This window comes from Paraflavisolibacter caeni (assembly GCF_025628885.1).
In the GTDB taxonomy this organism is placed as follows: domain Bacteria; phylum Bacteroidota; class Bacteroidia; order Chitinophagales; family Chitinophagaceae; genus Flavisolibacter; species Flavisolibacter caeni.
Window position 1 is genome coordinate 75,732 of the sequence record NZ_JAOTIF010000014.1, and the last position, 15,037, is coordinate 90,768.

The following is a 15,037-nucleotide window of genomic DNA, read 5'->3' on the forward strand; positions in this document are numbered from 1 at the left end:
TAAAGAACAAGTATTACATGAGATGAAATTTCACCCTTACAACCTGAGCAGGGAACGCCTCCTCGATTTTTATAAAAATCTTTTATGGCCACGTCTTATTGAAGAAAAAATGCTGCTGCTGTTGAGGCAGGGAAAGATATCCAAATGGTTTAGCGGGATTGGGCAGGAAGCCATTTCAGTAGGCGCGACCATGGCTTTGCAACAAGATGAATGGATCATGCCGCTGCACCGCAACCTGGGTGTATTTACTTGCCGGAATATGCCACTGAACAAGCTTTTCAAGCAGTGGCAGGGTGATCTTGATGGTTATACCAAAGGACGCGAAAGAAGTTTTCATTTTGGCAGTAAAGAGCATCACATCTGTGGTATGATCTCCCACCTTGGTCCTCAACTGTCAGTTGCCGATGGCGTTGCATTGGCCTATAAACTGCGAAAAGAGCAGAAAGTTTCTCTGGCTTTTACTGGTGAGGGCGGCACCTCAGAAGGCGAATTCCATGAAGCGCTGAATGTAGCAGCAGTCTGGGACCTACCTGTCATCTTCCTGGTTGAAAACAATGGTTATGGTTTAAGCACTCCTGTCAGCGAGCAGTACCGTTGCCAGCAATTGTCAGATCGAGGGAAGGGTTATGGCATGGAAGCGGTGACCATTGATGGCAATAATGTATTGGAAGTTTATCATATCATCAAAGGTATCCGGGAATATTGCATCCGCGAACAGAAGCCATACCTGGTGGAATGCATGACATTCCGGATGCGTGGCCATGAAGAAGCGAGCGGTACAAGATACGTACCTAAAGAATTGATGGAAGAATGGGCGAAAAAAGATCCTATAACGAATTATGAGGAGTGGTTGGTGAAAGAGGGGATACTGGGAAATGAAGAGATCACAACAACCAGGAATGAACTGAAACAAAAAATTGAAAAGGAACTCGCGCCTAATTCCGCCCGTTTAGGTGAAACTTATGCTCCAGTTGCGGAGGAGCCAACCAGCGCTCAATCCTCGCTCGATGAGGTTTATTGTAAGGAAGCTACTTCGACAAGCGAAACTGCACATCATGGCACCCCCTCTCTAAAAGTTGAGGGAACTAGCGTAAGATTTATTGATGCCATCTCTTCAGGACTTAGACAAAGCCTGCGGAAGCATCCAAACCTTATTTTGATGGGACAGGATATTGCAGAATATGGTGGGGTTTTTAAAATCACAGAAGGCTTTGTAACAGAGTTTGGCAAAGAAAGAGTCCGCAATACACCAATTTGTGAAAGTGCCATTATTGGTACAGCATTGGGCTTAAGCCTGGAAGGTTTCAAGAGCATGGTAGAAATGCAGTTTGCCGATTTTGTTACCATGGGTTTCAACCAGATCGTCAACAACCTGGCAAAAATCTATTACCGCTGGGGGCAGAACGCAGATGTAGTGATCCGCATGCCTACCGGGGCAGGTGTGGGTGCCGGGCCATTCCATAGCCAGAGTAATGAAGCATGGTTTGTACATACGTCGGGATTGAAGGTCGTTTATCCCTCTACCCCTTATGATGCCAAGGGCCTATTGAATGCTGCTTTCAATGATCCCAATCCTATACTGTATTTCGAGCACAAGGCATTGTACCGCAGTATCACTGGTCCTGTACCGGAAGAATACTACACAGTGGAAATTGGTAAAGCAAACCAGGTGCAAACTGGCGTAGATATTTCCATAATCACCTATGGCAGTGGTGTGCATTGGGCTATAGCCTATGCTGCTGAGCACCTGGACATTTCACTTGACATACTAGACCTACGCACCCTACTTCCTATAGATTATGAAGCCATCCGTTATTCGGTAAAAAAAACAGGCAAAGTGCTTGTTTTGCATGAGGACAGTTTAACAGGCGGCATTGGTGGAGAAGTAGTTGCATGGATAGCAGAGCACTGTTTTGAATGGCTGGATGCGCCAGTTATGCGTTGCGCATCGCTGGACACGCCAATTCCTTTTAATACAGAGCTGGAGCAGACTTTCCTAGCCAAGGCAAGACTCAATGATTATGTTCAAAAATTAATCGATTACTGATCATGGAGTGCAAGTCCTGGGTCTGTAATCAATAACTTACTGTTTTAAGGCACAAGGAATTCCAGTAAACTTTGTTTCAGTTCAATTTTGATTTCTGAAGACTCCTTTAGTTTCACCACTTCATCATCTACGTGTACATGGGTTCCATGCCAACTGATGCGGATGTTTTTTCCTGTGATACTATGGAAATCATAATCTTCCTCAATCCCGTTTATTTTATGCTGAACGTAGGCCGCCAGCTTTTTTCTATCGTGCTCCGGCACTAGTATAACCTCCAGGTGACCATCTCCGGGATCGGCCTGTGGCGCCAGGAATAGATTAGGACCGATGGATCGCGTATTCATGATCTCAGCCAGAAGAAAATTTCCTGAATGATCAACCCCGTCTATTTCCAGCATACACCGCTTAGCTTCATAGGATAAAATGATATCATGCAGTAATTCAAGCGCGGCTTTGATCTTCATTTCTGGTACATCAATTTTTTCTTTACCCGTCTTTTTCATTTCCTGCATGAGGTAAGGAAAAACGCCATAGCCAAAACTTTCCAGGAAGAATTTTGATTCGGGCACATCATATAACCTTCCCACATCATACTTTTTCACTTTTGCCCCTTGCCAGGATCTAATAATGTCCTGAGTCTCACCTTCAATACCTAATGTCTTTGCAATATTATTTGCTGTACCTAATGGTAACAGACCAATAGGCCAGTTTTTTTCCAGCATCTTTCTGTCCAGAAGGTCTCCCACTACGTCCCTTACTGTGCCATCGCCACCAGCCACCACCAACATATCGATATCAGTCTCAATGTCCTTACCAATGTTTTTTTTCTTTGTAGATGAATATCTACACTCAAAGCCATTTGCCCTCAGGGTTGACATCAACTCTTCTTTTGAATGTTCTTCATCTCCGGCACCAGGATTGTGTAAAAGCTTTACCACCTTCATAAGAATGCTGTTGAGACTCTAGAAGCTTAAAAAACGTACCACAGTTGAGAAGAGGGTGAATAATATTATGGCATGAAAAATATAAAATGAATAAGTATGAGAATTCTTATAACCAACGATGACGGAATTTACAGTCCAGGCATAGCGGCACTGGCAAGAATAGCTACCCGTTTTGGCGACGTAACCGTAATGGCGCCGGACGTTGAACAGTCTTCGATGGGGCATGCTGTTACCCATTCCCGGCCACTTTCCTTCAAGAAATCGCCCATTCAGTTTGAAGGTATTGAAGCTTTCAGGGTAAACGGTACACCGGCGGATTGCGTTGCATTGGGAACTCACTTATATACGAAAACAGATGTGGTGCTTTCCGGAATTAATATGGGACCCAACCTTGGTAACTCGATGTGGCATTCCGGAACACTGGCTGGCGCAAAACAGGCTGTACTGTTAGGAATTAAAGGCATTGCACTGAGTACTCCGGTAGGGAAAAGTGAACCCAACTTTGACCTGTTGGAACCTTATGTTGAAAAGACCTTAAAGATGTTGCTGGAAAGCCCAGGCTTGAGCCTTTTCAATGTAAACTTTCCACAAGACCCCCAAGGCATTAAATGGACCCGGCAATCAGTAAGACTATACGATGGCACAATAGTACCAGGTGTAGACCCTTTGGGAAGAAAGCACTATTGGTTTACGGTGACACCATTGGAACCGGCAGATGAAGGTACTGACCGTTGGGCAGTAGAGAACGGATTTGTATCGATAACCCCGCTCAGACTTGACCTGACCAATGAGGAGCAATTAAAGAAAATGCAGGAGCAGGTGGAAGTATAAAGAGGTGGATGTTTATTTGCCGGCAACCGGTTGCAAATTACTATTACCAGTTGCCGGTTTGAGAAAAACAGAATTATAGCCAGGAGTTTTCCTGCTATGCTTTAAGCTTTTGGAACAGCAGGAACAAGCTCATTGATCCATTTCTTTTCTTCCTGCACCACATGGCAAACTTCTACTTTCACCTTGTACTTGTTTTTCAGGTGTTTTGCCAATGCATCAGCGGCATAGACACTTCTATGCTGACCACCGGTACAACCAAAATTCACAGCCAGGTTGCTGAATCCGCGACGGATGTAATCTTCCACGCTGATGTCCACAATGTCATAGACAGAATTTAAAAAGTCGAGCATGCGGGTTTGGCGTTCCAGGAAATCCATTACAGGCTTGTTGCGCCCGTGGATGGTTTTATATTGTTCATAGCGCCCTGGATTCTCGATGCCCCGACAGTCAAATACAAAGCCTCCACCATTGCCAGATTCATCAACAGGTATCCCCTTTTTATAAGAAAAGCTGCAGATCTTCACTACCAAAGGTGTGCCTTCATCTGCCTGGATGGGTGTAAAACGTTTAATAACTTCTTCATCTACACAAATCTCCAGCACCTTTCTGAATTCCGGCAGTACCAGGCCCAAACTATTATTTTCAATAAACCATTTTAAATTCTTTAATGCGAAAGGGATGCTGGTGAGAAAATGTGCCTTGCGTTCAAATAATCCCCGGAATCCATAGGCACCCAGCACCTGCAACAACCGTATCAATACATAGCCATTGTATTGGGTGCGGAATACGGCCCTATCCAGAGGTTTTTGTATGATTTCTTCAAAAGCATCCATATAATCTTCCAGCAAAGACGTTTTCCATTCGTCAGGCAGATTAGCTTTAGCCTGCCACAGCATACTGGCCACGTCGTATTGGGGAGCGCCTTTCATGCCGCCCTGGAAATCAATGAAATGGACATTTCCATCCTGCACCATAATATTCCGGCTTTGAAAGTCGCGGAACATGAAGTACTTGTATTCAGTATGTGTAAGGTAATTGCTCAATGCCTCAAAATCATCAATAAGATTTTGTTTGTCGTAGGGCTTTTGCAACACATCCAGAAAGTAAAATTTGAAATACAGCAGATCGGACATAATAGCCTGCTTACCAAATTCTTTATTGGTAAGACACAGGTTATAATCCAAACCATTATCGCCCAGCACCTGCAAGCGCGCCAGCTCTTGAAGGCTCTTTTTAAATAAAGTGTACACTTCATCTGAAGTGCCTTTCTCTTCTAAAATATGAAGCAATGCGATGTCTCCCAGGTCCTGTTGCAGGTAGGTAGACTTGTCTTCACTGACAGCCAATATTTGTGGCACAGGCAGGTGCTTTTGCTTGAAATGATCAGAGAAATAAAGAAAAGTCTCATTCTCTTTGATATTGGTGCCATAAGTGCCAATTATAGATTCCCCGCCCTGGCCATGGATGCGAAAATAACGACGGTTGCTACCTGATTCAGGTAAAATATCAATATGGAGGGGTTCCATTCCTTTCCATTGGATATAAAGCTTGGATATGGCGTCTATAAGTTGCTGCATGGCGCAAAGCTAATGGAGTTTGAAGTTCTGATTTTGAAGTTTAGCGTTAAAATGAAAAGATGCTTCGGGGAATTAGAAATCGCCGGAAGCACCACCGCCACCACCTGTGCCACCACCAAACTTTGTATGTGAGGTTTCCTGAGCAGGTTGACCAAAAGTTTGTGTCACTATGATTGATTCCACCTGGAGCTTGTCCATTAATGAGGGTTCGTTTAGTTCCTGGCAGGTATATCCATTCCTCGGCAGCCTGAGGTAGCGAATGAAAGCATAGGCAATAGCGATGAGCATCATTCCACTCATACACATGATCGCTTCCAGCGACAATACCTGGTAATAGTAACATATCGTAACAACAGTTGCAGCTACCAGCAATAAGCCTACGCGTAAAAGAACGGAATCCTTTTTCTGAATGCCCATAAATATATACACCAGAGGAGTAGAAATCGTCAGCAACCAAAATAACCAGCCAAGAGGTAGAGATGCGCCCGGTGCCAATCCTAGTCCCAGAAGTTCGTTGCCTGTTTCGCGAACAATAAAATAGTTGCCTGACAAATAAAAGCAGACCAATGCCACTATTCGGGAAGACAGAAGGCAGTTTGCATAATATAGGGAAGTTTTTCTCTTCGTAAAAACATAGACAAAAGCAAAGAATGCCATGAGCAAAAAAGGCATTGTAACCTTAGCAAAGCTTCCCAGTTCAATATATGTGTAGAATAAAATGCCAGCCATTGATAAAACTGCTATGGCACTCATCAATGCGTCCACAAACCGGAGCATCAAATAAAAAGAGAGTAAAAAGATGATTACAGCATTTCCAAGAGCGGGAATATCCAGCAACAGGTTCAATCCAGCAACCATCAATAAACCGGACATCCATAATAGGGCATCATCTGCGCCAGACCGGTAATGATATTTTTTGCGTATCAATAACTCCAATGCAGTATATGCAGCAAAGCCTGAAAATATCAGTAATACTCCGAAACCTTTTTCACCACTGTTATTTATAAAAAGTAAAGCAAAAAATCCAAAAGAGCATAAGACAATAACGAGGGTTAGCAGGAACAGTCCAATGCGCACAAAGAAATTAGGGATGTAGAACCCAACAGGATATTGGTTCTTTGAGTTCTCTAATTCTTCCTTGCTGATGCACTGATAGCGGTATGCTTCATCCAACTGATGGTGCACTTCCAGGTTGGCCAGCCATGTTTTGTTATATGCTATCATGATGCTTTAGCTTTTTATTCATTTTGATCAGGAAAAGTATAATGCCAATAGAAGAGCTGATAAAGTACATAAAGACCAGGTAAAGGCCAGATTCCGAGAAATTACCTTCCAGTAGAAAACGGACAATGACATAACTCAAGCCAATATAGGTATACAGAGTAAGGATCAATAAATAATAGAACGACCTTTCCTGAAGCGATTTTTGGTAAAAGACCCAAGCAAGCCCCAGCAGCAGCAAGAACCATAGAAAATAGACGGATTCAAAATGGAACAAACCAGCCAGACAGGAAATGAACGCCAGGTGTGCCCCGAAGTTTGTGTAGGTAAAAGCAAAGTGCGGTTTGATACTGTAGCGCCTGGTAAGTATGGCCACAACCAACAGCAGACTTCCCAACAATAACCCGGAAATGATAAGGGTGCTGCTATTAAAATCATTATCGGCTAATATCTTACTGGGAGTAACCGTTATCCCCACCCAGGCTGCCAAATTTGTAATTGCCAGGCTCAAAATACCGAGGTGATCAAAATAATAAGCTGAGGAAAACAGCACCACCAATGGAATGAAGGTCATCAATCCGTATCGGTTGCCGAACAAATTGTACTGTGCTTGTAAGTAACCAGTCAGCATCAAAAAGGTGAGACACCCCAGCAGTAAGATATAATCAAAAAAAGCATGGGGAGAAGTTACCTTGCCGGTGGAAAATGGAGCTTTTGTTTGAAAGCAATAAAAAAAGCTACTAGCGCAAACCAGTGCAATCAACATCAAAAGTACCTGGTGGCTAATGATATCGATATTTTTATATACCAGCACACCTAGCCCCGTGGTCAATAGCAATACACCACAATAAAGCAGGGTTTTCAGCTCCCAATGCACAGAAAAGAGGCCACTAGAAGCATGCGCTCTTACCCTTTGAAGAGAAGCATCAGTCAAATTGCCTTCAGTATGCAGCTTTTCGAATAAAGAGGAATCCATGGGGCGAATTTCATGTAAAATACAAAAAGAGTGATTGAAACGCTAATCACCGCCGTCTGATAAAGCAGGAGCTCATCTATTCAAAAGAGGATTCAATAAAATCAATTTTTGCGTTCGAACAGGTTGATGGCAAAAAGCATTAACAGGAGCAGGATTGATAAGCTAAAAAATATAAACGCTATTAATACCGCACTATAATCATCAATGATAAACATTTGGAGCGTTGTTTGAATTTCTAAATAGTGTTAGCAAATCATTTGACGTAAAAAGGAACAAGGATGTTACACGTAAAAATCATTTTACCAAATGTATATTGTCGTTGTACCGTGCCCAAGTTATTATGGATGAACCGTAGACCTGCTGGATGAGTGGAAATAAAATAAAGAAAAGCGGGACCTTATGATCACAAGCAGTTCAAAGTCATAAAAGTCCCGCAAAAAAATGGCAAGCAATCGTCTTATGCCTTTTGTAACATAACAGCTAACCTTTGGAAGTTTCGATCTATAGCAATTAACATAAGCGTAATTGTATCATGAATCTTACTTACAGCCCGAATAAGGTAGCTTTCCATTCAAGGCAAAGCATTTGTTAAAAACGCTGCACGAAAAGTGAAGAGTTTAAAAATTTTTTCTCTCTGATGTAAATTACTTTTGTATAGCTTGCTTATTGTATGAATTTTCCATCGAACAAGGTCCGTATAATTACGGCCGCATCCCTTTTTGACGGCCACGATGCCGCCATCAATATCATGCGTCGTATTCTTCAGAGCAAAGGTGCGGAGATCATCCATTTAGGTCACAATCGATCGGTACTTGAAATTGTTGAGGCGGCTATTGAAGAAGATGCTCATGGGATCGCTATTACATCTTACCAGGGCGGCCATATCGAGTTTTTTAAATACATGAAGGATCTGCTGGACGAGGCCGGATGTGGTCACATTAAGATTTTTGGAGGTGGCGGCGGAACTATACTGCCCCATGAAATTGATGAGTTGCACCATTATGGCATCACCAGGATATACTCGCCCGATGATGGCCGTCGTATGGGACTGGAAGGTATGATTGAGGAAGTTGTCAAGCTTTGTGACTTTAACCTGAACGGTAATTACACCTCTACCATGCAGGCTCCATTAGGCGAAGTAAAGGATATCCGGCAAATAGCCCGGCAGATCACATTGGCTGAAAACGGAAAAAAACAAACTTTACCAGAAACCGGCCTATCGATCCCAGTTTTGGGCATTACCGGTACCGGTGGTGCAGGAAAATCATCTGTAACCGATGAGATTGTAAGGCGTTACCTGAGTGCATTTGCAGATAAAACCATAGCTGTGATTTCTGTTGATCCTTCACGTAAAAAAACGGGAGGTGCTTTGCTCGGCGACAGAATCCGCATGAATTCGGTTTCATCACCAAGAGCGTATATGCGTTCTTTGGCCACGCGAGAGAGTGATAAAGCATTAAGTGGCCATGTACAGGATGCTCTAAACATCTGTAAGTCAGCTGGATTCAACCTCATCATCCTGGAGAGTGCAGGCGTTGGACAAAGCGATGCCTCCATTCTGGAACATTGCGATGTGAGCCTGTATGTGATGACACCGGAATATGGGGCAGCCTCACAACTGGAAAAGATCAACATGCTGGATTATGCGGATATTATAGCGATCAATAAGTTTGATAAAGCAGGAGCATTGGACGCCTTGCACGACGTGCGCAAACAATACAAACGAAATCATGGATTGTGGACCGCCAAGGATGAAGATCTTCCGATTGTAGGAACTATTGCCGCACAGTTCAATGATGCCGGTGTGAACGAGTTGTTTGAGAAGATCATTCAGGCCATTGAAATAAAAACCAAGGCGACCTTTGGTACGTTAGCGTTTCATGCACACACTAAAGACACCACCAACAAGTCACAGATCATTCCCCCGAAGCGGGTTCGTTATTTATCGGAAATTGCAGACAACAACCGCAATTACGACCGCTGGGCAAAGGAACAATGCGCAATCGCTTCCAAATTGTACCAGGTGACGGGAGCCATGGAGGCAGTGGAAAAAGACGCACCCTATCATGGAGCGTTGGAACTCATAAGAATGCAATTTGAAAATAAGCTTCACCCCCATGTTAAAAAGCTGATAGAACAATGGCCTGAGACTGTCAAAAAATATAAAGCAGACTTCTTTGAATACCAGGTACGCAGCCAAATCATTAAACAACCTTTAACCACCACTTCACTCAGTGGCACGCGCATTCCCAAAGTAGTGCTCCCTAAGTACAAAGACTGGGGCGATATCCTGCAATGGCTGTTGCAGGAGAACCTTCCAGGCGAATTTCCCTATACAGCCGGCGTATTTGAGTTGAAGCGCCAGGGTGAAGACCCTACACGCATGTTTGCCGGTGAAGGCTGCCCCGAGCGTACCAATAAAAGATTCCATTATGTGTCATTAGGCCAGCCTGCCAAGCGATTGTCCACAGCTTTTGACAGTGTGACGCTCTATGGTGAGGATCCGGACTTCCGTCCCGACATTTATGGTAAAGTGGGCAATTCGGGGGTGAGCATTGCTACTGTGGATGATGCTAAAAAGCTATACAGCGGCTTTGACCTGTGCGATCCGAAGACTTCTGTTTCTATGACCATCAACGGGCCGGCACCTATTATTTTAGCCTTCTTTCTTAACGCCGCTATCGATCAGGAGTGCGAGAAGTGGATTGAGGCGAATGGCCAATGGTCCATAGTGAATGATGTATTCGAAAAGAAGTTTCAGCATTTACCAAGACCATCTTATTATAACCCGTCTTCGCCGGAGCGTTTACCTGAAGGCAACACTGGCCTGGGATTGAAATTGCTGGGCTTATCCGGAGACGAAGTCCTACCTGAAGCAATTTATCAGCAATTGAAAGCACAGGCGCTTTCCCAGGTAAGAGGTACTGTGCAGGCAGACATCTTAAAAGAAGACCAGGCTCAAAATACCTGCATCTTTTCTACGGAGTTTGCCCTGAAGCTTATGGGAGATGTGCAGGAATATTTCACCCGGAATAACGTACGCAACTTTTACAGTGTTTCCATTTCCGGCTATCACATTGCTGAGGCCGGCGCCAACCCGATTACACAACTGGCTTTTACGCTGGCCAACGGCTTTACCTATGTTGAGTACTATTTGAGCCGGAACATGAACATTGATGATTTTGCACCCAACCTGTCATTCTTTTTCTCCAACGGCATGGATACTGAATACAGCGTTATTGGCAGAGTGGCCCGCCGCATTTGGGCCAAGGCAATGAAGCACCTGTACAAAGCCAATGATCGTTCGCAAAAATTAAAATACCATATCCAGACCTCCGGCCGCAGCTTGCATGCACAGGAAATTGATTTTAATGATATCCGTACTACCTTACAGGCGTTGTATGCCATATACGACAATTGCAACTCGCTGCACACCAATGCCTACGATGAAGCCATCACCACGCCAACAGAAGAAAGCGTCAGAAGGGCCATGGCTATCCAACTGATCATTAATAGAGAGCTAGGTTCTGCGAAAACGGAGAACTTTATTCAGGGCTCCTTCCTCATCGAGGAATTGACTGACCTGGTTGAAGAGGCCGTACTCGCTGAATTTGACCGACTTACAGAAAGGGGCGGCGTGTTGGGGGCCATGGAACGAATGTACCAGCGCAACAAAATACAGGAAGAAAGCCTTCATTATGAGCACCTAAAGCATACCGGCGAATTGCCACTGATTGGCGTAAATACGTTTTTGAACAAAAAAGGTTCGCCAACAGTTTTGCCTGGAGAAGTCATCAGAAGTACCAAGGAAGAAAAAGAACAACAGATACAAAACCTGCATGCTTTCTGGAAACGGAATGAGGATAAAAGTGAAAAAGAATTGAAGAAGCTGCAAGAGGTCGCAGTGAACAATGGGAACCTCTTTGCAGAATTAATGGAGGCTGTAAAATATTGCTCGCTGGGACAGATCACACATGCTTTGTATGAAGTGGGCGGACAATACAGGAGGAATATGTAAGGCCCAACTCTCAACAAAAACTTAAAGCTATTTTCCATTTTCTCAATTGGCTGTAATTTAACGGCCCTCTAACTAGTTGTATTCCATGAAGAAATTGATTTGTCAATACCTGTTTCGTACTGCTATGGTGATGTTGAGCATTTTCTTTTTTACGATTTGCTCACAAGCTCAAACGATTGATTCTACACTGGCTACTTATTCTACCAAATACGCCCAGGAACGTGCTTATCTCCATTATGATAAATCGTCCTATGCTCCAGGTGAAACCATTTGGTTCAAGGCTTACCTGATGCAAGGGCTCGAACTTGCCGATGGCAGTAAAACTTTTTATATAGACTGGGTAGATGAAAAGGGAACCGTGTTGCTACACAGCGTCTGCCCGGTAGTGCAGTCAGTCACCAACGGCCAATTTGATATTCCTGAAAACTATACAGGCAGTGCTATCCATGTAAGGGCTTATACCAGGTGGATGCTCAACTTTGATACTGCATTCCTCTACCAGAAGAGCATCCGCATTCTTTCTAAAACTCCTGCTACAGCTAAAGTAGCACCTGTTACTTCTCTGGAGTTCTTCCCAGAAGGGGGAGATGCAGTTGCAGGCATCAGAAACAGGATTGCTTTTAAGGCGGCAGATCAGTGGGGACGGCCGGTAAGTATTAAGGGCGTCATCCTGAACAGTGCGGGAAAGGTTGTTGACTCATTGCGTTCAATTCACGATGGGATGGGATCCTTTTTCTTACAACCGGAAGGAAATGCCACTTATACAGCCAAATGGAAAGAAGCAAAAGGTGTTGAAAAAACAACGCCCCTTCCGGTGATCAAACCTACTGGTATTGCCATGCAGGTAGGCATTAGCGGTACCAGGCGTATTGTAGCTGTTAACCGCCCGGCAGATGCCCCCGACAACCTGAAGCAGTTATACCTGGTAGGCACCATGCACCAGAACATGGTTTTTAAGACAGGGGTGAACCTTTCAACGGAGCTTTCGGGAACGAAAATGATTCCTACCGAAACCCTTCCAACAGGCATTTTAACGATCACAGTTTTTGATGCAGGCTGGAATGCTATTGCAGAACGCATTACGTTCATTAATAATAATGATTATTCTTTTCCTACAGAGATGAACGTGGCACATTGGGGTCTCAGCAAGAGAGGAAGAGATGAGATTGAAGTTACGGTACCCGCCGGCATCACAGCGAATCTTTCTGTTTCAGTTACTGATGCTGGAATAGCGGCAGACAGCAGCAGCAATATTTTCTCACACCTCTTACTAACAAGTGAAATCAAAGGACGCGTGTACCGCCCTGCTTATTACTTTTCAAACAACAGCGACACCGTCCGCCAGCAAATGGACCTCGTAATGCTTACAAATGGTTGGCGCCGCTTTAAATGGGAAGATGTAGTAAAAGGAAAGTTTCCTACCATCACCTACCCGAAAGACAGCACTTATCTTACGCTATCAGGGAAGGTAATAGGCGTACATCAAAGCCAGCTTGGGGCAGGCAGCAGTATTATCATGATTGTGAAGCAAAATGACTCTGCCTCCAAAATGCTCATGATGCCTATTGATACCAAAGGAAATTTTTCAGATCCGGAGATGGTTTTCTTCGATTCCCTGAAGATCTATTACCAGTTTCCGAAGAACAAAGGTCTGAGCAGTGCTGATGTACGCTTTATGAGCGACCGCCTGGCAGCTCTTAACTACAGCAAAAACTTTTCGCCTTTTGCAACTATCTCCGATACGACTGGCAGTTACCGTCACATGAAACTGGCAGGGGAAAGAGCCAGCCTGATGGAAATGCAAAAGGTGAAGATGTTGGAAAATGTGACAGTCAGCGCTAAAACAAAACCTACGGTACAGGTAATGGATGAAAAATACACATCCGGATTGTTCAAAGGCGCTGACGCCTACCAGTTTGACCTGCTGAATGATCCATTTGCGGCTTCTTCTTTGAATATTTTCCAATACCTCCAGGGAAAAGTCGCCGGTCTCCAGATCACGCAAAGTGGAGGCGGTGCGTCCATGCAATGGCGCGGCGGGTCACCCCAGCTTTACCTGGATGAAATACAGACTGATGTGGACATGATCTCGGGCATACCTGTTTCAGATGTGGCCTATATCAAAGTTTTCCGTCCTCCTTTTATGGGCGGTTCCGGAGGCGGCAATGGCGCTATTGCCATTTATACCCGAAGGGGTGGCGATGTGCAAAGCACGCCGGGTAAAGGATTGGCAAGCAATAAAGTGATAGGCTATACGCCGATCAAACAATTCTATGCTCCTAATTACAGCTCGTTCCAACAGCGTAATGAGGAGCGTGATTTGCGGACAACACTATATTGGAACCCCATGCTGGTAACAACACCGGGTAAGCAAACCGTTATGTTTACCTTTTATAATAATGATGTTAGCCAGTCGTTCCGGGTAGTGATTGAAGGTATGAGCAGCGATGGCAAGCTTACCAGGTTGGAGCAGATAATGGAGTAAGCAACATAGTTCTGTATTTATAAAGAAAACCTCCGCTTGTAGTGGAGGCTTTCTTTATGTGAACTATTATACCAAACCGGATAATGACAAGAGTTACACGAACGAATGATATTGTTCAACATCGCTAGTCGTGAAAGCCGGTAGCTTTGCCTTCACAAGCCACTTTATTTCTATATCTCCTACTTGCAGAGAGGCGTCTAATTGATTATTTGCCTATATTAATAATAGCTCAATTTCATTGTTTATGAATAGAAGATCTTCATTTGCAGGATATAAGTTTTCCTTCTTCCTGGTTGCTGGCTTATTTTTATTTGGCTGCAAAAATGAAACTCAACCTATAAAAACTAATGCAACACCCCTGGAGAAATTGTTAAGCGGTAATCAACGGTTTGCTTCTTTTCACCCTGTTCACCCCGATGAAACTGCCAGGCGTATGAAGGAGATTTCTACTGCTCAGCATCCCTTTGCTGTGATTGTTTGTTGTTCCGACTCACGCGTTCCACCTGAATTATTGTTTGACCAAGGTCTTGGAGACGTATTCGTAATCCGCACAGCAGGAAACGTGATTAGCGGGTTGGAAATGGGCAGTATTGAATACGCGGTAGAACACCTGGGCGTGAACCTGGTAATGGTATTGGGACATGAAAAGTGTGGAGCCGTTAAAGCTTTTGTTGATGGTGGGGAAGCACCCGGCCATATCAAAGATATTGTAGATAGCATTAAAGATGAGTTAGAGATCAAGACAGTTGCCAAGGATGATAAAAACCGCCTGGATGACTGTGTAAAAGCCAATGTGTTACATGGGGTTCATCAATTAGAAACCCAATCTGAAATATTGATCGAGAAAGAACATAAACATGAATTAATGATAGTAGGTGCTCGTTATGACCTTGATGAAGGAAGAGTGAGTTTAATAAGTCACTTGTAATGGGGTCATG

At 44.0% G+C, this 15,037-nt stretch carries 9 protein-coding genes; 5 read left to right on the forward strand and 4 right to left on the reverse strand.

The genetic code is table 11. From position 1 onward, the window contains the following. Positions 1 to 22 precede the first annotated feature (22 nt). Positions 23 to 2,047, forward strand: a complete 2,025-nt coding sequence (locus OCK74_RS16225; RefSeq protein ID WP_279298109.1) for an alpha-ketoacid dehydrogenase subunit alpha/beta — start codon at positions 23 to 25, stop codon at positions 2,045 to 2,047. Between the two features lie 44 nt (positions 2,048 to 2,091). Here the strand turns inward: OCK74_RS16225 and OCK74_RS16230 are convergent, their stop codons facing one another. Beyond that, the gene (locus OCK74_RS16230; RefSeq protein WP_279298110.1) at positions 2,092 to 2,991 is read right to left on the reverse strand and encodes a diacylglycerol/lipid kinase family protein; all 900 of its coding nucleotides are present in this window, start codon (positions 2,989 to 2,991) and stop codon (positions 2,092 to 2,094) included. Positions 2,992 to 3,087: 96 nt separating this feature from the next. Here OCK74_RS16230 and surE point away from each other — a divergent pair, with 96 nt between their 5' ends. Further along, positions 3,088 to 3,822, forward strand: a complete 735-nt coding sequence (surE, locus tag OCK74_RS16235; protein WP_279298111.1) for a 5'/3'-nucleotidase SurE — start codon at positions 3,088 to 3,090, stop codon at positions 3,820 to 3,822. Between the two features lie 101 nt (positions 3,823 to 3,923). Here the strand turns inward: surE and OCK74_RS16240 are convergent, their stop codons facing one another. The 3 genes from OCK74_RS16240 to OCK74_RS16250 all read right to left on the reverse strand — a co-directional run bounded on the left by OCK74_RS16240 (position 3,924) and on the right by OCK74_RS16250 (position 7,596). Beyond that, positions 3,924 to 5,399 (reverse strand): RapZ C-terminal domain-containing protein, encoded by a 1,476-nt coding sequence (locus tag OCK74_RS16240; protein WP_279298112.1) that lies wholly within the window; start codon positions 5,397 to 5,399, stop codon positions 3,924 to 3,926. A 72-nt stretch (positions 5,400 to 5,471) separates the two neighbouring features. Next, positions 5,472 to 6,623 carry a hypothetical protein gene (locus OCK74_RS16245; RefSeq protein WP_279298113.1) on the reverse strand — a complete coding sequence of 384 codons (1,152 nt, stop codon included), beginning with the start codon at positions 6,621 to 6,623 and terminating at the stop codon, positions 5,472 to 5,474. Then, the gene (locus OCK74_RS16250) at positions 6,610 to 7,596 is read right to left on the reverse strand and encodes a DUF2157 domain-containing protein (protein ID WP_279298114.1); all 987 of its coding nucleotides are present in this window, start codon (positions 7,594 to 7,596) and stop codon (positions 6,610 to 6,612) included. Before OCK74_RS16250 ends, OCK74_RS16245 begins: the two co-directional genes overlap by 14 nt. 670 nt (positions 7,597 to 8,266) lie before the next feature. On the opposite strand from OCK74_RS16250, the gene OCK74_RS16255 reads away from it, so the two are divergent. The 3 genes from OCK74_RS16255 to OCK74_RS16265 all read left to right on the forward strand — a co-directional run bounded on the left by OCK74_RS16255 (position 8,267) and on the right by OCK74_RS16265 (position 15,027). Then, on the forward strand, positions 8,267 to 11,614 hold the full coding sequence (locus OCK74_RS16255; protein WP_279298115.1) for a methylmalonyl-CoA mutase family protein: 3,348 nt from the start codon (positions 8,267 to 8,269) through the stop codon (positions 11,612 to 11,614). Positions 11,615 to 11,699: 85 nt separating this feature from the next. Beyond that, positions 11,700 to 14,099: a hypothetical protein gene (locus OCK74_RS16260; RefSeq protein WP_279298116.1), complete on the forward strand. Its 2,400-nt coding sequence runs from the start codon at positions 11,700 to 11,702 to the stop codon at positions 14,097 to 14,099. Positions 14,100 to 14,343: 244 nt separating this feature from the next. Further along, positions 14,344 to 15,027, forward strand: coding sequence for a carbonic anhydrase (locus OCK74_RS16265; protein WP_279298117.1), 684 nt, complete (start codon positions 14,344 to 14,346; stop codon positions 15,025 to 15,027). Positions 15,028 to 15,037: the final 10 nt, after the last annotated feature.